The sequence below is a fragment of the Streptomyces sp. NPDC059456 genome (genome assembly GCF_042750055.1).
Taxonomy (GTDB): Bacteria; Actinomycetota; Actinomycetes; order Streptomycetales; family Streptomycetaceae; genus Streptomyces.
The window spans coordinates 1-20,140 of the sequence record NZ_JBHYVA010000068.1; the positions used below are offsets into that span (position 1 = coordinate 1).

The 20,140-nt window shown below is 69.1% G+C and carries 20 protein-coding genes and 3 pseudogenes; 6 read left to right on the forward strand and 17 right to left on the reverse strand.

The features are described 5' to 3' along the window. From ACFXA3_RS09210 to ACFXA3_RS09230, 5 genes are all read right to left on the reverse strand, one after another. The coding region (locus ACFXA3_RS09210) for an amidohydrolase (RefSeq protein WP_385184103.1) at nt 1-1,205 on the reverse strand (1,205 nt) is incomplete at its 3' end. Between the two features lie 673 nt (nt 1,206-1,878). Beyond that, a complete protein-coding gene (locus ACFXA3_RS09215; protein WP_385184106.1) occupies nt 1,879-2,088 on the reverse strand; it encodes a hypothetical protein in 210 nt (69 codons plus the stop codon). A 391-nt stretch (nt 2,089-2,479) separates the two neighbouring features. After that, a complete protein-coding gene (locus tag ACFXA3_RS09220) occupies nt 2,480-2,947 on the reverse strand; it encodes a lamin tail domain-containing protein (protein ID WP_385184108.1) in 468 nt (155 codons plus the stop codon). A gap of 553 nt (nt 2,948-3,500) precedes the next feature. After that, entirely contained in the window at nt 3,501-4,037 is a 537-nt protein-coding gene (locus ACFXA3_RS09225) for a GNAT family N-acetyltransferase (protein WP_385184110.1), read from the reverse strand. A gap of 292 nt (nt 4,038-4,329) precedes the next feature. Next, nucleotides 4,330-5,022 (reverse strand): SAM-dependent methyltransferase, encoded by a 693-nt coding sequence (locus tag ACFXA3_RS09230; RefSeq protein WP_385184113.1) that lies wholly within the window; start codon nt 5,020-5,022, stop codon nt 4,330-4,332. Between the two features lie 255 nt (nt 5,023-5,277). Here ACFXA3_RS09230 and ACFXA3_RS09235 point away from each other — a divergent pair. Both ACFXA3_RS09235 and ACFXA3_RS09240 read left to right on the forward strand, forming a co-directional pair. Next, nucleotides 5,278-5,443 (forward strand): annotated as a pseudogene (locus tag ACFXA3_RS09235) (transposase); the annotation flags it as partial. 96 nt (nt 5,444-5,539) lie between these two features. Next, nucleotides 5,540-6,114: pseudogene (locus ACFXA3_RS09240) on the forward strand (IS5 family transposase); the annotation flags it as partial. Nucleotides 6,115-6,142: 28 nt separating this feature from the next. On the opposite strand, the gene ACFXA3_RS09245 reads toward ACFXA3_RS09240, so the two are convergent. Both ACFXA3_RS09245 and ACFXA3_RS09250 read right to left on the reverse strand, forming a co-directional pair. Further along, nucleotides 6,143-6,688, reverse strand: coding sequence for a GNAT family N-acetyltransferase (locus ACFXA3_RS09245; RefSeq protein ID WP_385184116.1), 546 nt, complete (start codon nt 6,686-6,688; stop codon nt 6,143-6,145). 408 nt (nt 6,689-7,096) lie between these two features. Beyond that, nucleotides 7,097-7,264 (reverse strand): hypothetical protein, encoded by a 168-nt coding sequence (locus tag ACFXA3_RS09250; RefSeq protein WP_385184118.1) that lies wholly within the window; start codon nt 7,262-7,264, stop codon nt 7,097-7,099. Nucleotides 7,265-8,732: 1,468 nt separating this feature from the next. Here ACFXA3_RS09250 and ACFXA3_RS09255 point away from each other — a divergent pair. Continuing rightward, nucleotides 8,733-8,939 carry a hypothetical protein gene (locus ACFXA3_RS09255; RefSeq protein ID WP_385184121.1) on the forward strand — a complete coding sequence of 69 codons (207 nt, stop codon included), beginning with the start codon at nt 8,733-8,735 and terminating at the stop codon, nt 8,937-8,939. 127 nt (nt 8,940-9,066) lie between these two features. On the opposite strand, the gene ACFXA3_RS09260 is transcribed toward ACFXA3_RS09255, so the two are convergent. Next, complete coding sequence (locus ACFXA3_RS09260) at nt 9,067-9,459, reverse strand: hypothetical protein (protein ID WP_385184124.1); 393 nt, start codon at nt 9,457-9,459, stop codon at nt 9,067-9,069. 1,314 nt (nt 9,460-10,773) lie between these two features. On the opposite strand from ACFXA3_RS09260, the gene ACFXA3_RS09265 reads away from it, so the two are divergent. Further along, the gene (locus ACFXA3_RS09265; protein WP_385184126.1) at nt 10,774-11,016 is read left to right on the forward strand and encodes a cold shock domain-containing protein; all 243 of its coding nucleotides are present in this window, start codon (nt 10,774-10,776) and stop codon (nt 11,014-11,016) included. 114 nt (nt 11,017-11,130) lie between these two features. Here ACFXA3_RS09265 and ACFXA3_RS09270 read toward each other — a convergent pair whose 3' ends face one another. Beyond that, a complete protein-coding gene (locus ACFXA3_RS09270) occupies nt 11,131-11,712 on the reverse strand; it encodes a hypothetical protein (RefSeq protein ID WP_385184128.1) in 582 nt (193 codons plus the stop codon). 387 nt (nt 11,713-12,099) lie between these two features. On the opposite strand from ACFXA3_RS09270, the gene ACFXA3_RS09275 reads away from it, so the two are divergent. Next, entirely contained in the window at nt 12,100-12,630 is a 531-nt protein-coding gene (locus ACFXA3_RS09275) for an AAA family ATPase (protein ID WP_385184131.1), read from the forward strand. Between the two features lie 415 nt (nt 12,631-13,045). On the opposite strand, the gene ACFXA3_RS09280 is transcribed toward ACFXA3_RS09275, so the two are convergent. After that, a complete protein-coding gene (locus ACFXA3_RS09280) occupies nt 13,046-13,378 on the reverse strand; it encodes a type II toxin-antitoxin system PemK/MazF family toxin (protein WP_385184134.1) in 333 nt (110 codons plus the stop codon). Nucleotides 13,379-13,559: 181 nt separating this feature from the next. Further along, a complete protein-coding gene (locus tag ACFXA3_RS09285) occupies nt 13,560-13,787 on the reverse strand; it encodes a hypothetical protein (protein WP_385184136.1) in 228 nt (75 codons plus the stop codon). On the opposite strand from ACFXA3_RS09285, the gene ACFXA3_RS09290 reads away from it, so the two are divergent. Continuing rightward, nucleotides 13,786-13,965, forward strand: coding sequence for a hypothetical protein (locus tag ACFXA3_RS09290; RefSeq protein WP_385184139.1), 180 nt, complete (start codon nt 13,786-13,788; stop codon nt 13,963-13,965). The genes ACFXA3_RS09285 and ACFXA3_RS09290 overlap by 2 nt on opposite strands. A 381-nt stretch (nt 13,966-14,346) precedes the next feature. Here ACFXA3_RS09290 and ACFXA3_RS09295 read toward each other — a convergent pair whose 3' ends face one another. The 6 genes and pseudogenes from ACFXA3_RS09295 to ACFXA3_RS09320 form a co-directional block, all read right to left on the reverse strand. Continuing rightward, nucleotides 14,347-14,700 carry a hypothetical protein gene (locus tag ACFXA3_RS09295; RefSeq protein ID WP_385184141.1) on the reverse strand — a complete coding sequence of 118 codons (354 nt, stop codon included), beginning with the start codon at nt 14,698-14,700 and terminating at the stop codon, nt 14,347-14,349. A gap of 166 nt (nt 14,701-14,866) precedes the next feature. Next, complete coding sequence (locus ACFXA3_RS09300) at nt 14,867-15,592, reverse strand: DUF4241 domain-containing protein (protein WP_385184144.1); 726 nt, start codon at nt 15,590-15,592, stop codon at nt 14,867-14,869. 433 nt (nt 15,593-16,025) lie between these two features. Continuing rightward, nucleotides 16,026-16,619 carry a hypothetical protein gene (locus ACFXA3_RS09305; RefSeq protein ID WP_385184147.1) on the reverse strand — a complete coding sequence of 198 codons (594 nt, stop codon included), beginning with the start codon at nt 16,617-16,619 and terminating at the stop codon, nt 16,026-16,028. A 207-nt stretch (nt 16,620-16,826) separates the two neighbouring features. Continuing rightward, a pseudogene (locus ACFXA3_RS09310) lies at nt 16,827-17,298 on the reverse strand (IS5 family transposase); the annotation flags it as partial. A 111-nt stretch (nt 17,299-17,409) separates the two neighbouring features. After that, the gene (locus ACFXA3_RS09315) at nt 17,410-18,372 is read right to left on the reverse strand and encodes an endonuclease/exonuclease/phosphatase family protein (RefSeq protein ID WP_385184150.1); all 963 of its coding nucleotides are present in this window, start codon (nt 18,370-18,372) and stop codon (nt 17,410-17,412) included. A 55-nt stretch (nt 18,373-18,427) separates the two neighbouring features. After that, nucleotides 18,428-20,071, reverse strand: coding sequence for a transglycosylase family protein (locus ACFXA3_RS09320; protein WP_385184152.1), 1,644 nt, complete (start codon nt 20,069-20,071; stop codon nt 18,428-18,430). Nucleotides 20,072-20,140 lie beyond the last annotated feature (69 nt).

The following is a 20,140-nucleotide window of genomic DNA, read 5'->3' on the forward strand; positions in this document are numbered from 1 at the left end:
CGCGGGGCTAACCCCTGGACCTGTCCCGGGCGGGCTGTCTGCGGGGGGAGCGCCACGGTGGGCGGCGGCCCGGGCCGGGGGGCCTCGACCGCCTTGAGGAACTGGTCGATCGCCGCGTCGCCGTTGACGTGCGCCAGGACCTGCCAGCCTCGCTCGACCGCCGTACCGATCTGCTTGGCCACCACCGCGTCGTCCGGCACCGCCGGGTAGCCGCAGTAGTCCTCGGGCTTTCCGGGCGGCGGCGTCATGTACGGCTCGGTGAGCCATGCGGTGCGCCCCTGCGGCGAGCCGTCCAGGACCAGCTTCACGCCGGCCGCGCGGACGCCGTCCACGTACTCGTCGCTCACCCCGATCGGGTCGTCGAGGCGGGATGCGGTGGCCTCGTCGGCCTTCACGTACGCGACCACGTCGACCGGGAGCGGCACGGCGGCGGCCGTGTCCCGCAGAGCCTGGAGGTTGGCGAGGGTGGTGCCGCCCTCCTGCACCGTGGTGAAGCCGAAGCTCGCCGCCGTGGCCGCGCCCGTCGCGAACAGCATCAGCAGCTCCCGTTCCGGGAGCCCCACGAACGCCAGGTCCGAGGCCGGGGTGAACGCCTTCTCCTCCAGCACGCCGTCGGGCTCGCCGTGCGAGGGCGGGACGGCGAGTTCGCGCCGCCGGATCATCCCTCCCTCGGGGTCGGGTGTAGCGGCCGAGTAGCCGAGCCGTTTCAGGCCGAGGCTGTTGACCGCGCCGAGGTGGAAGGACTGGTGGATGGCGAGCACCGGGCGGTCCGTGGACACCTCGTCGAGGTCGTCGCGGGTGGGGTGCCGGCCCTCGGCGAGCATCGCGTCGTCGTACCCGAAGCCGATGATCCAATCGGAGTCCGCACCCACCGGGCCCGCAGCCCAGGAGCGCAGCTTGTCCTGCAGAGAGGCCAGATCGGTGACGTCGCCGTCCGGGTCGGCCAGCAGGTTGGCGATGACGGCCTGCAGACCGATCCCGCCGAGGTGCCCGTGCGCGTCGATGAACCCGGGCAACAGGGCACGCCCCCCGAGGTCCCGCACGACGGTGCGCGGGCCGCGCCAGCCTTCCAGCACCTCCCGCTCGGGGCCGACGAAGACGATGGTGCCGTCCTTGACGGCCACCGCTTCGCCCCGTTCGTCGCCGTGCTCAGCGAGCGTGACGATGTCGCCGCCATGGAGGATGAGGTCGGCCTGCTCGGCCATGCTGCTCCCCGTTCGGTAGAAAGATGGTGAAGCCGACCCAGAGCCTAGAAGCAACACGGGCAAACCATGCCGAGACCGGTCAGACTTCACCGGAACGGGGCAGCGCGCGTCCGGGAGACGGGCCCGTGAAGGGGGGTCCGGCCTCGGGGATCAACGGAACCGCCCTTGGGCAGGATCGAACGACCAGTACCGGATCGCCACCGATGCCGAGCGCTCCCACCACCGCCACGCCAAGATCGCACCCCGCCACCCCACGGCCGAAGCCCACCACCGACCAGCCACGGGCGGCCGGACCCACCGGCCGCCCGAACAGCGCCGCCCTCACCCGCGCGGACCCGCCACGATCGCCATACGAACCGAGCCGCCGTACGCGGACACCGAACCCCCGCGACGGGACCAACGGGACTGACGGGACTGACGGGACCGAAAAACGAGATGGCCCTCACCGCCACGGCCCACCCGCGGCCCAGCGGCACAGACATCGTCGGCACGACCGGAGACCGCATGGCGAGCGGCGCCCGGCTCACTTGCGCGACTCATCGTGGCCCGGCGTCGGATACGGCCTGCCCAGGGCCCCAGCGCGGCCGTGGCACACGATCTACTCGAACTCCGACAACTCTCCTACCCGGCCCGACCCGCCGCCAGCAGTATCAATCGCGTACAGCAGCCGTAGCTACCGCTCCCGGTCGTCCGTCTCCTCTTCCGGCGGCAGCGCGGCTACGTCCTGCGGCGGTTCCTCGGCCCACGACAGGTACCGACCGCCCGTACGCCAGGCACCGGCCAGCACCGCCGCCCCGGCCGAAGCCCCCAACACCGTGCCCGCCCTCCCGTACCCCGCCCAGTCCGCCCACCACCCGGCCGCCCCGAGCAGCGTCCCCGCCACCACACTGCATCCGACCCGGCGGCGCCTGCGCGCCGTCACCCCTTTCACCGGCGATGCCCCCTCACACGTGACACCGGGATCATCCCGGTCTGACACCACACGCCCGACCTGCCCGGCTCTGGCCGCGGGCAGACACTGCGGCGCTCACGCCTCCCGTGAGCCTCGGTCCAAGCCGGAAACAAACTCGCCGGCGAAGCACGGAAACCGACGCGGCAACGCGCTGCCTTGCCGTCATGACCGTGTCCCCCTGCGCGTCCTGTAGTCAGGCCCCGGGCCGGGTGGCTGGCCGGTATACGGGCGTGCGGGCCGGCCGCCAGTTTCCCGCCCGGGCGGGCCGGGCGCCGGCGGGCGCTCGCCGTCCAGGCGGCCCCCGGGAACCGACCCGCAAGGATCAGTGGTGGTGCCGGCCCCATGACTCGGTGTCGACCGTGCGGCCGCGGTCATCGCGCAGCGTGGCGGTGTCACCGTTGTTGCCCCAGATGTATTCGCGGCTGTTCTGGAAGAGGTCGGTGCGGGTGTCGCGGCCCTTGCCGGTGTGGATGCGGATGGTGGCGCGGCCGTTGATGCGGACGTTGTCGAAGCGGTAGCGGTTGCCGTCGGCGTCGCGCAGGGTCCAGCCGCGGAGGTTGACGGCGTCGCGGGTGGTGTTGGTGATCTCGACCCACTCGTTGTTCAGGGAGCGGTTGGAGTGGTCGTCGCGGCCGGGGCTGTCGGCCTGGACCCGGCTGATCTCCACCCGCGGGCGCTGACGCTGGCCGTGGTCCTGCGCGGAGGCCGGCAGCGCGGCCGCGCCGACGACGGCTCCGGCGGCCAGGACGGTGGCGGCGATACGGCGGACGGAGGAAGAAGCAGAAGACATGGGTGACGCTCCCTCAAGAACAGCGCTCAACCAGCCGAAACAAGCTGGTAAGGGCGGTGCGGGTTCCCGGCCCGGACGGGCTGAGGGCTCCACTCTCGACCCGGCACACGACCGGCTGCAGCCCCCGCCAGTCCCGGTTACCGCACCCGGACATTCCCGTCACACTCACCTGCACACCACACACATCCCAGCCAGGCGCGACCCTGACATTCACTGACCGTTACACCCACCCGCACCGCCAACCACAATCCGGAACGATGCACTCCAGCGCACCACCCAGCGCACTCCCGGCCCGCCTCACCCGACCGGACCAGTTGATCGAGTAACAACCGTTCTGCGTAATTCTTCGCACTCCCGTATGCGATTCGAAGAAGTCTTCGCGCCTGCATCGATCCCAGGAGGCCCGCCTCTTACAGAGGCCCGACGACTCAGCGGCCCGCGCGGCAGGACGCCAGGCCACTCAAAGCGCTTTCCCGCCAGAGGGCTACCGTCGATCGGATGGAGCGAATGGTCGAGTCCGGTGGGCCGGCGGGGGGCCGCCGGCCCAGGGCGTCTACTTGCCGGGGCTGCTGTGCTGGGTGATCGCGAAGCGGGCAGTTTCTTCGGCGTCTTCGGTCGTGGTGGTGTACCGCTCAAAGCCAGCTTTCTCCAGGACGCGGACGGAGGCCGGGTTCGAGAGCTCCACGCCGGCGGCCACGGTGTGGACGGCGGGCGCGGTGAGGGCGAAGGCGGCGAGTGCCCGGGTGGCCTCGGTGGCGTAGCCCCGGCCGCGGCGGGAGGCGACGACCCCGTACCCGAGCTCGAGGACCCCCTCAGTGGGCGGCCAGAACAGGCCGATCGATCCGATGATGAGACTGGTGTCTCGTTCGGTGATCAGCCGATGGCCGTAGGTGCCGAGCCATGCGGCGTTGTCGCCGAGGAGGCTCGCGATGACGCTGTCGCCTTCGGAGGGGAAGTCTGCGGCCCAGTCGGCTGGCCGGGCGCCGCCCGCGCTGCCAAGGACGGCCGTGGCTTCGGCAGCGGTCCAAGTACGCAAGACGAGCCGCTCGGTGATCAGCTCGGTGAGGTCCTTTGAAAGAGAGGAATGCACGTGTGACTCCTGGTCGTGGGAACGACCCGGACCGCGTCGCGTCACTTCAGCGCGCGGACCGGAAATGGGCATGCTGAGAAAGGCCACTGACGGCCATATTCATCAACCTCCCTGCACCAGAAGCGTGTTCTCGCGCCTGTCGCGCCGAGGCGACCGTAGCAGACCAGGTGAAGAGCTCCGGGCTCAGACCGGAGTGCGTCAGCCCGATCCTGCCGGGCGGGCTTCCCGCGCTCGCCCAGTCCCGCAACGGCTTGCGTTCGGAAGACGGTCGAGCCACGGCGGCTGCCGCGTACTACCGCTTGCGTGCGGTCACCAGGGCGAACGAGAGGTACTCCCCGCCGTCCTCGATGAGCATGTCGATCACCGGCCGGTTGGCCTTTTCACCGTCCGGCTGGTGCTCGGCGCACGCACGAGCCCACAAGAGCCAGTCCCGCCATGCATCCTCTTGGAACCGTGCGGACGTGACGTCCACCAGTTCGGTGATCTCCCAGTGGAACCGCCACCACTGCGCCGTGTGCCAGGCGATGGCCTCCCAGCCGACCACACGCTTGATGTGGGGCGGGATCATGCCGAGATCGCGGACCTCACGGGTCATGCCGGGAGTCGCCACCGCGAGTTGACCACCGGGGCGGAGGAAGCGGGCCAGATAGGGCAGGTAGCTGTCGGCGGTGCCGAAGTATTCGAATGCATCGATGCTCACGATCGCGTCGAAGCTCTCCGCCTCGAACGGCAGGGCGTGGGCCTCCGCCCGTACCGCCGTCACGCGGTCGGCGACCCCCGACTCCGCGAAGACGGCAGCCGCATCTTTCGCGGGTATCCACCAATCGGCGGCGACGACGTCCACTCCGAATTCCCGGGCCAGGAAGACGGACGTGGCGCCCTTGCCGGAGCCGAGGTCAAGGACCCGCATCCCAGGCCGCAGATCCAGATCCCGGGCCAGGTCCTCCAGGAGCCACAACGGGTTCGGGCCCATGTCCAAGCCCACCAGCCAAGCCGGATCGTAGCGGGAAGAACGCGGGAATCGATCCGGCCGCACAAGATCATTCAAAGCAGTCACAGACCGAACTCAAACCCCCGCCCACCCTGAGCGCAACCCCTTTCCCATTCAAGCCGACAATCCCAGCCGGGACACGGCCACCTACCTGCGCCACGAGCTCGTCCGCCCCGAGCCAGAGCACGCCTCCCTGATTCGCTTGTCGGTTGATCAGATGTATCCGTCCGGTTGGTGATCACTGATGCGATGTGGGACCGCATCGAGTTGGATGTCGGCCAATCCGGTCCGCGGTCGGCGATGGGCCGATCACAGCCGAACCCTGGAGGCCATCGCATGGAAGTACCGCACCGGCTCGCCCTGGCGGGACCTGTCAGATGAGCTGGGCTCGTCACGGACCGCTCGCAAACGGCTGTCGGCGTAGAGGCCTTTCTCCCCGGTTACGTACGGACGAACGTCCCCAGCTCTGACCGTGGGCAGTGGTCGACGGGGCTGTCGGCATCGGCTGGACCTGTCGGTTGACTCCACCGTCTGCCGAGCGCACGAGCACGCCGCCGGATCCAGAAGAGAGGGGCGCCAGATCGGGCTGAGCCTGACGACCATGCGCTCGGACGTTCCCGCGGCGGCCTCGGCACGAAAGTCCACCTCGCCAGCGACAACCATTTACGACCCTTGGCCCTCCGGGTCACCGCGGGCCAGGCGGGCGACGCACCAGCCTTCGAGGCCGTCATGACCGGCATTCGTGTTCCGCGAAGCGGGCCGGGAAGACCGAGGACCCGACCAGACGCCGTCCTGGCGGACCGCGCGTTCCCATCCCGCGCGATCCGAAGCCATATCCGCCGACGCGGAATCCGAGCACTCATCCCTCAGCCCTCCGACCAGATCCGCCACCGTCTGCGACGAGGCCGAACCGGCGGTCGGCCACCCGTCTTCGACGCCGAGACATACAGGCAGCGCAACTCAGTCGAACGGTGCATCGACCGGCTCGGGCAGTGGCGCGGTCTGGCCGTGCGGACGGACAAGCTGGCCATCGTCTACCAGGCTGCCTTCCACCTCGCCGCCACCCTCATCTGGGCTCGCGAGTGATCGAAAGGAACCCCTCAGGGGTGGTCGGTCAGAGGGGATCGAGGAGCATCAGGACCTCGTCTCGGGTGTCGTCTGGTGCGAGGCGCAAGGCGCTGGGCCAGCGGCCTACCTCCCGCCATCCCAGGCGGCCGTAGAAGTCCTCCAACCCTTCTCTCCCCCGGGCCGTGAGACGGAGCTGCTCAAGCCCCAGCTCGTCACGGGCCACCGTCCGCAACTCTCGCATGAGAGCGGAGCCAACACCACGGCTGCGGAAGCCGGGGTGGGTCTGGAGGTGGTGGACCGTTCCCCAGTGTGCGACGAGCCGAAAGGGATCACATTTGAGGACAACCCATCCGGCAAGGGCCTCACCGAACCTGGCGATGATGAGGCGGCTGCGCGACGGGTCGAGATGGCTGAGGAGCTCGTCTGCGACCGGCGCGACGTCATCGTCATGGACCGGCGGGAAAGGAAAACCCGCAGCACCACCCGCATTCGTGACTGCGATCCAGCAATCGACCAGCTGACGCCTCAGGCCGCAAGGGACCTCATGTGTCCCGGTGATCTGAGTGAAAGTGGGCATGACCTTCTCCTTCATGCGCAGGAGCATCCCAGTCGGGGCTGACATCGAAGTGAGCCGAGTCTCCGGAGCCACCTACTACTCGCCTTCACGGAGAAACCCCCTATAGCGCTGGACACATCGCGGAGGGGCCGCGAAACCCTCGCCACGCGGCGCCGAGGGCGCCCGGTCGCGTCGGGGCGACGGCGGGGATGACGCCCTCCCGCGCAGACCGCTGGCCGCATGGCCGACCACTGAGGCTGCACGACCCACCCAACCGGACAAAACAAGCCTGGTGCATCAGCTTCCACACGCTGATGCACCAGGGAAGGCCGAGGAAGGGCGGGGCCACCGTGACGCCGGTTACGGAAACCCGCGCCGGTGGCCGCGTTCGTCGCGGAGCAGTTCCGCATGGATCCTGGGTGCCGGCCCGACCACCAGTGCCCGTCACTTCCGCAGCACGCTCACACGGCACAGCCGCTCACGCAGCCGTATCAGGTGACAAAGGCCCGCCACTTCCTTGAACCGGTCGAGAAGAAGACCGATACGGCGGTCATCTCCCGCCCGCACGGCGACAACAATGGCGTCGACAAGCTCCTCGGGGCCTTCAGGCATGCGAAGAGTCTTCACCGACACCGACCGATATATCCCTGGCCAGCGGGCGGCGGGCTCTCACCAGAAGCAACCATCCGCAGGCTCTGGTTACCGTCACAGACAGACTCCTTGTCCATGACGGCGGCGACCGGGTCGTCGATGGTCGGCTACCGGGCCGGACGCCAGCGGAGGGTGAGCAAGTGCTGCCGGCCGGCTGCGTGACGGCGACGTGTGACGGCAGCCGACGGCCGGCCGACAGCACCTCAAGGAGAAAAGACCACCGACGCGGCAGGTGGGCTCCTCACCATGCCCAATCCCAACCGATCCGCCGGCGACACACATCTTCGACCCGCCCCCGCAACTCCCGGAACCACCCGCACAGACCCCATACCCCGCGCAGCGGACCGGCAGTGAGCGCCGGACCGCAGGCACGCCGTTACGGTGCACCAAGCGCCTCTCCGGCAGTGCATCAATGCGGGCGCGCTCCCTCGGTCCGGCAGAGCGGGGTGGCCCGCACCAGAAGACAGCCCCGGAACACCGGGCCCCGGTCCGTGGAGTGCTGGGGCGGCCCGCTCGCCGGTGGTCTTGGCCTCACAGGAGGCGCCAAAGCTCGGCCGTGGCTGGGGTCGGTTCAGTCCACGTCGATCGGGCCTGCGCGGGCGAAGCCCGGTGACCAGAGCGCTCTGGCGGCAGCCGTCTGCTGATCGGCGGTGAAACCATCCGTTAGCGACGACGGCGACCCCGCGAGGCGCGCATCAAGAACGTCTGCTGCCCCTGCGCGTCGTCGCTTTCGCTGTTCGCTGGGCCGTGACGGCACAGGCCACGACCGGGTCGGTGTGCAGCGCGATTCCCCCGACCGGCCTACACACCGCCACACGGCAAGCGTTCCGGGCCCGTGCGTGGCGCGGCAGGGCGATGGGTGGTCCACGCAAAGCGGGGCTCGGCCCGGCGATGCCTCCCCGGCCGGGTCCCGCTGCGGACGCCCGAAGCTTCGGCTTGACACCATCGCGCGGCGGTCACCTGCCTGAGAAAATCCGGCTCGGGTGAGCGGCACCCAGGCCCGCGGCCAGTCCCACGGCGACCGGCCGCCACACGGGCGAGGATCCCCGGGGCCCTCGAAGACTTCTGAGGCTGGAGAGACAGCCGCCCAGCGCGACGAGATCTTCCGGGCGATCACCCGGCGGCCCGCGGTCGTCCGTTCACCAGGTGGGCAGACAGAGGCAGCAGTTGATCAGCTGCCGAGCACTCGGGAAGAGGGCGAGGCCCGCCCGGGTACCACTGGGCAGTGACACGGGCCGGGGCCTGTCGTTGAACCCGGTGGCCCAACGACGTGCACAGCGGCAGACTCCCAGCCCCCACGGCTCCGGGGCTGCCACCCTCCTCACCCGGCATCAGTGGGGAGGAGCGCCTTGCCGGCAGCTCGCGGCATCGCCTACGAGAGGACGACACCATGCCCCATGAGCCCACCCACGCAGAGTCACTGCACCAATTGCGTAGCCAAGGCGGCGCGGAAGCCGTCGCCAACCTCCAAGCCGCCCTCGCACTCGTCGGCCTGATCCTTCCCTCGCTCGGCAGCGACGGACCGGCCGGCGACCGTGCCTTCGTACGGCTTGGAGGATGCGGCACTGCCGTCGCCAACCAGCTTGCCGACGTCATCGCCGCGGGCGCCCACGCCCTCCAAGCCCACCACCCATGAACACCGCAACCTCAGGAGACACCCGGAAGGCGGCCAGAGCGCGGGCGCTATGGCCGGGCACCGGGCGCACCGCGCCGGGGTTCAGTGGGGACCGAGGCCGCTCGCGCGGGCGATGCCTTCCAGCTCGTCAGCAAATGGATGGCCGCTCGCCGTGCCGGTGGGCGACCGTGTGACAGGCGGCTTGCTGAGCGGCCGGGTCGTGGGCGGCACCGGCCTCAAGCACCACCCACCCCGATGGTCCGCCAGGGGCTGGGACCTCGACGAGTCGGTGGTCGATGCGCCCTGTGATCATGACCGCCAGCAAGGACATGTACCCCCGGCGAAGATCCTCGGGAAGGAAGCCGTCGCCGGGCACCGTCACAGTGCCGGCCGGCTCGTCGGACACCAGGCCGCATGTCGTGTCAACGGCCCTCACCAGGGTACGGAACCGCAGCGGAGTCATTCGAGCCCGCAAGGTCTCCACATAGACGCCAAGGACGTCGAAGTCTCCGTCCGCGCGCGGGCTGTCTTGCGTGTTCATGGCCGTGACAATCCCCCGACCACCTGCCCTTTACACCCGGCGCACGTGCACTCATCACCCGGAAGCGCCCCTCCAGCCCCTTTCCGGGCCGGGCCAAGGGGCAGGCGCCTGCCAGGAGACGCAGACCTGTTCCACCGTGGCTGACCGGACGAGCGGTTCAAGATTCACCGGCACTGCCGGAAGCCTCTCGGCCCTCCTGGCGCCATTGCCACTCGAGGGCGACGTAGATCGGTGAATCCACCGCCTCCACATCGGCGAAACCCCCTCGGCGCTGAAACGATTCTTCGGTCCATGAGCAGCCCAACGACCCCAAGCCGGACGCCGTGGCGGGCCGTGACCCATCCGTCACTAGCGGACCTGCACCGCGACGAGCGCGACGTGCGCGACGAGCCCTCCTGACCAGCAGTCATCCCACGCACGCAGAGCCCGACCAGGCGCCCCGAGACACCCCGGCCGGGCTCTGTCGCGCCGTGAAGGCCGACGCCGACCTGGTCCCGGCGAGAGCGTGAACCCCGCGCACGAAGGACGAGAACAGGCCCGGGGAGCCGTCGCTCCCCGGGCCCACACTCAGCCGACCCGCGCCTCGGGATGCTGAACACACCACCAGAATGCATGCGGTCAGGCCCTCGCCCGGCACGGCTCGCCGCAGGGCGGCCTCCGCCGCCGGCCCCAGACGTCAAGCCGTCTTCCAGGCCCATCGCCGGACCTGACCCTGCAGCGCAGGCAGGCAGGCAGGCAGGCGATGCAGCCTGGACCAGATCACGGCTCGTGCCGTTCAACAGTGGGCTGGCCCGACCAGATCGAGCCGTTCACGGACGCTGGGCCTCGGTCCAGAAGGTGGTGGGATGGCCCGGTGCTACTGCCACCAGAGCGCTCTGGTCACCGAGCCTCGCCCGCGCACGCCCTATGGATGCGGACTGAGTCGACCATAGCCCCGCCAGCCACCACCCGGGACCACAAGCACGGCGTTCGGCACCCTGGGTGACATGCGGAGGCGAGGGTTGACGCCCAACACTGGCACCGCCCGTTCCTCTAACGCATCCCCCGCACCTCCACGCGCAAGCAGCCCGCATGGCACAGCGGACAATCCAGCAGTCATCCAGTCAAAAGCACGCGAACCATGACTCGCCGGCGTAAGAACCAGCGGCTCCCATGCCTCCGCCCACCACGAGGGGCGCCCGCCACCTGCAGCCACGCCCGAATCCGCTGCATCACGCCCCTGAACACGCCCTCCCCTCCAGCCGCAAGCAGGCGGACAGTAACGGCTCCCAGATCCGGCCCATGAGGAGGCAGCGCATGTCACCCTGCGGAATCGTGAAGTGGTTCGACCCTGACCGAGGTACCGGTCTCATCAGCCAGGAAGGGACCGGCCCGGACATCCAGGCCGAGTCCAAGGCCATTCGCGGAAACGGGCCCCGCCTGCGTCCCGGCGACAGAGTCCTCTTCGACCTCACCCACGACAGCGCCGGGCTACGCGCCGACAACATCCATCGTCCGGAGGATGCCCGCAGCCAGGACGGACCACGGCAGCAAAGCGACGAGCAGACGCTGCGTTAGCCGGCTCCAGTCCCGGCTGCTTCGGGCTCCCTGGGGCATGCGGGAATTCCGTCGGCCTGCGGATATGCCGTCGAGCCGATCAATGCCCGAACCTCGCTCCAGTGCCGGGGCAGGTCAGTAGCGCTTGACCAGAACCGAGTTGGAGACCTTGCGTGCACCGTTCGGGAGCTTCAGGAGCGATCCGTCCGGGTTGCGGTTTTCACTCAGCTGACGGTAGGCGAAGCCGTCCATGAGAACGACGTAGATCGTGCGGGCAGAACCGGGCTCGGACGAGGACAGGTGAACATCGAAGGTGTACGGGCCGGGCCGCGTCAGATCATCCTTGGGGTAATAGTTCGTATGCGGCACTGGCTTGCCGACGCCATCGAGCTGCACCATCCACGTCAGATGCCATCCCTCTTGAAGGTTGCAGTTGACCTCGGCGGTCAAAGACCCGTCCGACGCGACCGTCAGCTGCTTGGGCTCGATCGTCACGTCCAATCCTGGCTTGTCACCACAGGCGGGCAGGCCTTGATCCGGGCCGGGAGCAGGCAAGCCGCTGGAGGAGAGACTCGGATGCGGTGCGGACGCGGAGGGAGAGGCGGAGGGGGCGGGTTTGTCAGCAAGGCGGTCACTCTTGCCGCTGAAAACGCCGGTCCACAGCGAGAACACGCCCCCGATGATCACCCCCACAAGTCCGAGGACCGCGACCTTCACGGACACATGCAGACCACTCCACCAACTACTGAGCCAGCCCATCCCGTCCCCCTCACGCCCCCAAAGCTCACCCCGCAAGCGGCGACATCAACGCACGGGGCCACAAGCAAGAAGCGTGCCCCCACCACCCCCGACGAAACAACTCTCTGTAACAGACCCGCTACAGGAACCGTCAGTCTGGTACGGAAGCCGGCTCCTTCGGCCAGGGACGGAACATCGTGCCCCCGTCACACCGCGCCGCCGCCGAGCCCCTCGCGTCCCCGGCGCGCTCGCGCCGCTTCTTCACACGCTTTTCGATAGTGGATCCGCGCGCACCGTCTTGCCCTGCGCCACCAGGCGCTGTCACGGCACCGCCGGGGCACCCAAGGGGTGTGCGAGAGTGCTGCCATGCTGATTGCCATGGCCGGTCTTCCTGCGGCGGGAAAGAGCTCCGTCGCCCAGGAACTGGGGCGGATGCTGCCCGCCGCGGTGGTGTCGGTCGATCCGATCGAGGCCGCGATGTGGCGGGCCGGCATGGAGCGCACTCAGCCCACGGGACTGGCGGCCTACCTGGTGGCCGAGGCCGTCGCCGACACCGTGCTGGGGCTGGGCCAGAGCGTGATCATCGACGCGGTCAACGCAGTGCAGGGGGCACGCCGGCAGTGGCGAGCGCTGGCCGACCGACACCAGGCGCCCATCGCGTTCATCGAAGTGGTGTGCTCCGACTCGCGGCTGCACCGCCAGCGGCTGGAGTGCCGCTCCCGGGGCATCGAAGGCTTCGAGGAGCCGACCTGGGAAGCAGTCCGGCAACGGCGGGCCGAGTACGAGCCCTGGACAGACCATCGGCTGGTGCTCGATTCAGCCGCCGACCTGGCCTCGAACGTGGCTCAGGCCCAGGACTACCTGACCCAGGCAGCTCGCACACGGCCAGCGCCCTGAACGGGCCTCACGCAGGGCAAATCCGGCTACTGCTGGTGACCGTCACTGATGCCTTGCTACAGGCTCAGCGTACGGGTTTCCGCGAGACGATTCGAAAGCTGTGCATCGCCATGCCATGCCGGAAGGCCGATACCACTACGGTGCTCGCCTTCCGACCCTGGGGTGCGGTGCCGGCGGCCGCCCGCCGTCCAAGCGGCCACCGACACCTTGACACTGGTCAGAGGTGGCGCGGTGAAGCGCACGCCGGCCCATGGGTGCCGCGCGTCGGCGGCGGTCATGCGATCGGCGACCGGGGTGCCTGTTCCGGGCGCAGTGCGACGGTATGGCCCACCGCTGGCAGCCGGCCCGCTTCGGAGTCGGTGACGGGCTGGACGTATGCGTCGGTCGTAGCGGGTGACCGCTGTCCCACGAGCGCCTACTCAAGTCCTCCGAGGAGCAGGAGATCCTGGAGCTCGCCGAGCTTCGCGGACGACAGGGCTCCCATCCGCTCGATCAGGTCTTCCCGGGTGAGGGTGACCTGCCACGTGCAGGGGATCAGGCCTGGACGCGGAAGAGCAACCCGCAACACACCTTCAAGAGGGGATCCTTCGCAGGCTCCTACTGCCAGCTCAGCGGCTATACCGCTGAGCTCGGTGGCCGCAGGAGCGACGACCTGCATCGCCCGGAACTCGGATGCTTCTTCCCCCGAGAGCAGCACGACCAGGCACCGCTCGCCGAAATCGGCCCGCCAGACTTCGCCCCGCTGCATAGCTCCCCCTGACATGGAACGGGCGAACACTGCTGTGCCCCCCGGTTCGAACACCCATTGTCGCCCCCAGAGGCTCCGGCCGGTCACGAGCGGGGCCAGATGACGACTGCCGCAGCGGTGACGGTGCGAGGTAGACGTATCCGCGCTTGTCATACCCGGGGGCCCACGGCTCCGAACTGCTTCAGCTTCCCGATGGCCGCTCCTCCGTGTTGCGGTGGACCGCGTCACCGGCCGGACTCGCGGGGATGGGGGCGCCCTTGATGTAGGCGGTGGCCTGCGCGGCGTCGTAGAGGCGCAGCCTCTCACACGGGTTGAGGACGGGGACGCGGGCGCGGAAGTCGGCGCCGTGGCGGCGCCGCCAGGTGTACACGGGCAGGCCGCTCGCGGTAGCGATGTCGTCCTCGGTCATGGTGCTGCGTCCCTGGTTTCCAGGAGAAGACGGCCAGCCCCAGCACCTCGACAGCACCGGCCCCGCCGGCACCGTCGTCACCCACACCGCGGCGAACGGACCCAAGCACTTCGAACTCACCGGCGCAGTCCTGCCCGAAGGCACCTTCGCCGCCGAGCCGCTCCACCGCTTCCTGTAGCCCCGGACACAGACACCGGAACCCGCGCCTGCTCGCCGGTATCGCGAAGGTCCGCCACCCCGGACGGGTGGCGGCCCTCGACCCGCGGCAGGCCTACGGGACCGGGATGAACTCCACCTCCGTGCCGCCGCACCCGGCCTCGATGTCCAGCAGCCACTCCCGCTCCGCACCGGCCTGCGCGGTGGTGGATTGCGGCGGCGAGCCGGTAGGCCGGGTTGAGGTGGGCCAGGCCGGCGTCGGCGTGGCTGCTGTTGACCAGGAGCCAGCCGCCGGGTTTCAGGCACCGGGCCACGTGTTCGGAGACGGGCCCTGCGTAGAGGGAGATAGCCAGGTCCCATCCCGCTGCGGGGAGTTCGCTCAGGGTGCGGGCGTAGTCGCCGGCTACGAATGCGATCGCCGGGTCCTGTGGGTAGTGCCGGTGCAGGCTGGCCAGTTCGAGGGCGGCGAGTCAGCGAAGGCCTTGCAGGCCCGGGTGTCGGAGTCGAGGTAGGTGACGTCCGGCAGGGCGCAGGAGGGGGTGAGGTCAAGGTAGCTGCCCGGGTAGATGGCGCGGCGGGCGCCGGTGTGGGCGGCGACGGCGAGGAACAGGTCGGTGCGGTCGCCGAGGTGGCGGATGTAGTCGGTGAAGTCGTGGCTCGTCACGGTGGCTGCGTGAAGTCGGGTCAGTGCGCGCCACATGGCGCTGGGATCGTGGCACTCAGGTCCGGACGGGTTCTCCTGATTGTCTGTGCTCATGAACCTGGTCTACGGCCAGCGAGGTGGTGTCGGCCGACTCCGGGCCGCCGCGTCCCGGACGGCGCTCCCCGGACTTCCGGACCCATCCCGCCGGCTCGTCGCTCACTTGATCAAGCTCTCAAGAGAGTGGGGAGGCCCGGCGAGCGCCTGGCCGGTGGGTGCTACGTCACGCTTTGGCGCCGGGCATGCCGCTGGTGACGACGATCGTGGCCACGTCGCCGGTCTTGGTGCGGCCCAACCAGACGACGCCGCCCGAATCGGCCGTGAACGTGACCAGATCGGCTTGCTGCGACTCGTCACGTACCCGCTCGCACCAGCCGGGCATTCGTTCGATTTCGCGCGGTACCGGTCGGCCGTCCTTGAATGTGCGAAACGGCGCGGACAAAGTCGTCCACGCACCTGCGTCGGCGAAGCAGCCCACATTGGCGTCGGCATAGAACTGGGGTGGCTTGCCTGGCTGAAGCCGGTCGATGTCGTCGTCGACGCCCAGGCCCATCTCCCACATAATCACAGGGTCGTCGCTGATACACAGGCGCGTCGCGGCACACTCAACACCGTCGAAGTACTCGCCGAGGAACTCGTACGGGCCCGCCGTCCACGCGATCTCCACTCGGTAGACGCCCGGGGGAATGCTCACCGCAAGCTCGCGCGGGGGCCTCGTCGGCTGCCCTCGCTCGTACTTCGAGACGTCGTCGTCGTCCCACGGAGCATCGACGACAAGACGGCCGCTGGGTACGCGCATGGTGGTCACCTCCTCGGTCCCCGTCACAACTATGGGCGTTGTCGGATCGTCATACACCGCCCCTAGCTGAGCGCCGGGCGTGAAAGCCGTCTCGAGGTACCAGGTGGCCTCAGGCCCGGCTGCCAGCCGAGCGTCCCCGACCCACTGCATGTCTCACCCCTCCTCGCCGCCCGGCCGGGCGGTCAACCGAAAGGTACGTGGGCCCGCTGACATCGCCATTTCGCGCATCGTTCTCGAGTGCAGGCTGCCCGGCAGATCACCCTGCTACGCGGCTAGACCCTAGGGGCAGCACGGGGGCAGGTCTGGGGAGTTGCGATGAACAACTCTGAGGCCATGTGAGTACGAGGTGGGGGGATTCGGGTCTGCCGCACGATCGGGTGACATCTGAACTGGCTTGCCCTGTGGGGCGGGTGGGAAGGATGCCGCTGTGCCGAGGGCTTGCCCAGCGGAACCCGTGACCGATCAGCGGGCCGGGCGTGACCGATCCGTTTCCCGCGACCGGTCAAACAGCACGTCAGCGCCGTGACCGGCCCATGCAACTCCCGCCGAGGCGGTAACCGGTCATCGGTCACCCCGTCATCGGTCAGCCGCGGCCTCGCTGGGAAGCCTCCGGCGGCCCGTGACCTACGCCGCACTGCCAGCGGGCCCCGACCAAATGGGCAAGCCGGTGTTCGGGGCGGCTTGCCCAGGCTCCCCTTGGGCTTGCCCAGCTCCGGTCAGCGGCCGACGGCTTCGGGGTAGCGGACGCTGCGCCGGTGCGGGTAGTCGACGCCGATCTCGTACCAGAGCTCGCCGCGCTGAAATCGGGCAGGGTGGTGGCCCACACCTCGAAGGTGATGCCCTGCACGGCGGCGGTGAGCGCTTGGAGGCGGTTGTCGAGGAGGTGCTCGGCCCTGCCCGCCAGGACGACGTGCAGCCGCAGGAAGGTCTTCGAGCGGGTGTAGCGGCGGCGCTGCCAGAACGGGTACGTCCTACCGATGGTGCCGCAGGCTCCCTGCAAGACGCGGTGCCCGGCGTAGCGCTCGCAGTCCCAGACCTCCTTGGCGAGGCAGGGCCGGCTCATCGACCCGTTGCCGAGTGCGAAGAGGCGGACCTCGCTGGTCTTGGTCGGCACGGCGAGGACGGCGTCGGTGTTGAAGGACAGGCCGGTCTCCTTGATGGCGTGGTTGACCTCCACCTGCCAGTCGGTCAGGCACTCCTTGCGTCCGCGCAGGACGGTGTCGGTGTAGGGGAGGATCGTGTCGGTCAGGACTCGTATCAGGATGACCCGAACCGACTGCGCACGTCCGGGTCAGGTGCCCGCGTCCTCAAGCAGACCGAGCCGATCTGCCTCCAGCGCCGATGGTCCGAAGGGGAGCTGAGGCGCGCGCGGGACTGCGTCGGCGGGGATGGTGTCCAGCAGGGGCATGAGCTGGGTGACGTCGTGCCGGTTTCCGCTGGTCAGAGACACGGCGCGTTCCGTGGCGGTCGGTGATCGGGTGGTGCTTGCTGCCAGGCCGCGCGCGGTCGACCGGCAAAGGTCCGGTGTGAGCCCCCCTTTCAGGGCCCTGACATGCGAGCCGTCGATCGCGGCGTCGTCCATGTCCAGCAGACCTGCCTTGCGGAGTTCCGCGAGGAGGATCGCGTGCAGATGGGGCCAGACGCCGGCCTCGGTCCAGTCCCGCAGGCGCCGCCAGCACGTCACCCCCTGCGGCCGATTGCCTCGGTCGGCACGTCCGCCCAGGTCACGCCCGTGCTCAGGACGTAGACGATCCCGCGCAGAGCCGCACGATCATCCGCCGGCGCTGCGGCGGTCGAGGCGGGAGCAACGGGGCGACGCGATCCCAAAGGTCATCAGGTACAAGATCATCCGACACCTGCAGCACTCTGCCGCCCACCAGCCCAACTGCCCAGCCCCTGAGCCAAACTCATTCTGAAATGATCAGTTACTGGACAGGCCCCATCGGTCACGGCTGTACGGTGATGCGTCAGTGTTCCCAGGCTGCGGCGCCGCGCAGCAGGTGATGGTCCGACATGCCCGGGGTGCAAGCGGCCGCGTCCCCGCGCACGGTCTGGAACCAGTAGTAGCTCAGGAAAATGTAGTCGATCTTGCCTTCGGGACTTGCGTGGGGCGAGCAGCCGCTGGCCCGCTCGACGGTGGCCTCACCGCTGCGGCAAACGTCCCCGGACTGGGGGCACTCCGAGCCGGTGAACTCTGATTTGTCGTTCTCGTCGACTTCCTGGAAGACCCCTGTTCCCCCGCCGTGCTGGTAGAGGGGAGCCATGCGCGGGTCCTTGGGGAGCATGTTGAAGTCTCCGGCGAGCACCACCGGATCTCCTTGGTCTGCGTACCCGCGTGTCACCTCGGCCACTTGGGTGGCCTGTGCGCTCGGGTTGTCCCCCTTGAAATCGAGGTGGGTGTTGCAGGCACGGACCGTGCGTTCGCCGACGGCGGCCCGGGCGCACAGCAGGATGCGTTGTTCGCCCTGAGCCGGGTTCGCGAGCAGGGTGACGCTGCGGCTGCCGTTGTTGATCGAGCCGGGGCTGCCCTTGGAGAAGATGGCCAGGCCGTAGCGGGTGTCGGAACCCCATTTTGCGCACTTGGTCGCGGTGGGCAGCGCGGCGCCCCAGACGGAGTCGTAGACCTGACCGCCGTCGGAACGGTTCTGCAGGGCGTCGCGCAGCAGCGTCCACTGTCCGTAGCACATTTCCTGAAGCATCACCAGGTCGGCGTTCCAGTCGTCCATGGCGCCGACGACGTTGTCGCGCCAGGCGGTCCTGGAACCGTTGTAGATGTCGCAGGCGGCGCCGCAGACGTTGTAGGTGATGAATCTCGGGCTGGGCCAGTTGACGGTGTCGGGTGTGTCTGCGTGTGCGGGGCTGGGGGCTGAGGCGAAGAAGAGCCCGAGAGAGGAGAGGGCGACGAGGAACGCTCTGAATGCGAGGCGCATGGGTGGTTCACTCCCTGGTCGGCGGGATGCGGCGGGCCGGTTTGCCGTGGTGCGGTCAGACGAGATCGCTGCGGTACCAGTTCCAGGAACCGCCGCGGTTGGCGCTGTCCCAGACCATCGTGGGGGCGTTGAGGCCGGTGCCGGTACTGGTGAAGGTCCACAGGCAGGCACGGTTGGTTCCCTGGCTGTTCTGGCCGTAGTTGTACAGCACCCCTATGTCGGTGCGGCCGTCGCCGTCGAAGTCCCCGGCGGTCACCTTGGAGGCATCGGCGTTCCAGCTGTCGGTGCTTTCCCACTTCTTCACTGGTGCGCCGAAGCCGGTGCCGGTGCTGATGGCCGTCCACAGTGCTGACTTGTTGGTGCCATCGGGCTGCCGGCCGTTGTTGTAGAGGACGCCGACGTCGGCCTTGCCGTCACCGTTGAAGTCACCCGTGGTGACCTTGGAGCGGTCCCAGTTCCACGATCCGGTGGTGCGGTCGTTGTTGTCCCACTTGAGCTGCGGGCTGCCGAACCCCGCACCCGTACTGGTGAACGTCCACAGGGCCGTCTGGTAGGTGCCGTCCCCCTGCTCCCCCACGTTGTACAGGACGCCGACGTCAGCCTTGCCGTCACCGTTGAAGTCACCGGCGGTGAGTTTGGAGCGGTCCCAGTTCCAGCTCTCCGTGCTCTGCCATGCCTTCACAGGGGCGGTGAAGCCGGCACCGGTGCTGGTGAAAGTCCACAGGGCCGTCTGGTTGGTGCCGTCGGCCTGCCGGCCGTTGTTGTAGAGGACGCCGATGTCGGCCTTGCCGTCACCGTTGAAGTCGCCCGTGGTGACCTTGGAGCGGTTCCAGTCCCAGGAGCCGCTGCTGGAGGCGAGGTTGTCCCAGACCTTGACCGGATCGGCGAAGCCCGCCGTTCCCTTGCTGAGGAGGGTCCACAAGGCGGTCTGGTTGCTGCCGTCCGCCTGTTCGCCGTTGCCGTACAAGATGGCGATGTCGTCCTTGCCGTCCCCGTTGAAGTCGCCGGTGGTTTGCGTGGCGGCGGCCCGGTTGGCGGTGAAGAAGGAGACCCCGGCCGAGGCCGGCCCGGTCTGCCCGGCGTCGTTGGTGGCCTTGACGGTGAGCGTGTGCGGGCCGTCGGCCAGGCTCGTGGTGTCCAGGGTGAGCGCGTACGAGGGTCCGGAGCCCGTGGCCGAGCCGACCGCCGTACCGTCGACGTAAAACGTGGCGCCGGTCGGGGTGCCGACCGCGTCCGTCACCGAGGCGGTGAGCGAGACCGGACCGGTCAATACGGTGCCCGCACCCGGGCCGGTGGCCTTGGACACCGGAGGGACCGGGTCGGGGTACGGGTCGGCGTGGTCGGCGCCGAGCCCGGACGCCGGCCCGCAGTGCGGCCATGCCCGCTCGCCCTGTCCCTTGAGTACCTTCTCGCCTATCAGTATCTGCTGCTGCTTGGTGGCCCGGTCCGCCCGCGAGGCGTAGGCCGCACCCCCGTACGCCTGCCAGGTGGACTGCGAGAACTGGAGGCCGCCGAAGAAGCTGCCGGTGGGGTCGATCGCCTGCCAGTTTCCGGTGGCCTCGCACTGGGCGACCTTGTCCCAGGTGGAGAGCGAGGCAGCGGTGGCCGGTCCGGCGGCCAGGAGGGCGCCGGCCATCCCGGCGACGGAGGCGAGGGAGACGGCGGCGGCGAGGCGGGCGCGCGAGGTGCGACGGGACATCGGGGTTCTGCTCCTAGAACTGGAGGTGTAGGGCGCGGGGAAGCGGGGCCGGGGCGGCGGGAAGGATCC

Bases quoted from the DNA above. Each gene is read 5' to 3' on its own strand.
- ACFXA3_RS09220 (WP_385184108.1), bottom strand. From the start codon at position 2,947: ATGTCTTCTGCTTCTTCCTCCGTCCGCCGTATCGCCGCCACCGTCCTG.
- ACFXA3_RS09245 (WP_385184116.1), bottom strand. From the start codon at position 6,688: ATGAAGGAGAAGGTCATGCCCACTTTCACTCAGATCACCGGGACACAT.
- ACFXA3_RS09250 (WP_385184118.1), bottom strand. From the start codon at position 7,264: ATGCCTGAAGGCCCCGAGGAGCTTGTCGACGCCATTGTTGTCGCCGTG.
- ACFXA3_RS09260 (WP_385184124.1), bottom strand. From the start codon at position 9,459: ATGAACACGCAAGACAGCCCGCGCGCGGACGGAGACTTCGACGTCCTT.
- ACFXA3_RS09275 (WP_385184131.1), top strand. From the start codon at position 12,100: ATGCTGATTGCCATGGCCGGTCTTCCTGCGGCGGGAAAGAGCTCCGTC.
- ACFXA3_RS09280 (WP_385184134.1), bottom strand. From the start codon at position 13,378: ATGCAGCGGGGCGAAGTCTGGCGGGCCGATTTCGGCGAGCGGTGCCTG.
- ACFXA3_RS09290 (WP_385184139.1), top strand. From the start codon at position 13,786: ATGGTGCTGCGTCCCTGGTTTCCAGGAGAAGACGGCCAGCCCCAGCAC.
- ACFXA3_RS09285 (WP_385184136.1), bottom strand. From the start codon at position 13,787: ATGACCGAGGACGACATCGCTACCGCGAGCGGCCTGCCCGTGTACACC.
- ACFXA3_RS09295 (WP_385184141.1), bottom strand. From the start codon at position 14,700: ATGAGCACAGACAATCAGGAGAACCCGTCCGGACCTGAGTGCCACGAT.
- ACFXA3_RS09300 (WP_385184144.1), bottom strand. From the start codon at position 15,592: ATGCAGTGGGTCGGGGACGCTCGGCTGGCAGCCGGGCCTGAGGCCACC.
- ACFXA3_RS09315 (WP_385184150.1), bottom strand. From the start codon at position 18,372: ATGCGCCTCGCATTCAGAGCGTTCCTCGTCGCCCTCTCCTCTCTCGGG.
- ACFXA3_RS09320 (WP_385184152.1), bottom strand. From the start codon at position 20,071: ATGTCCCGTCGCACCTCGCGCGCCCGCCTCGCCGCCGCCGTCTCCCTC.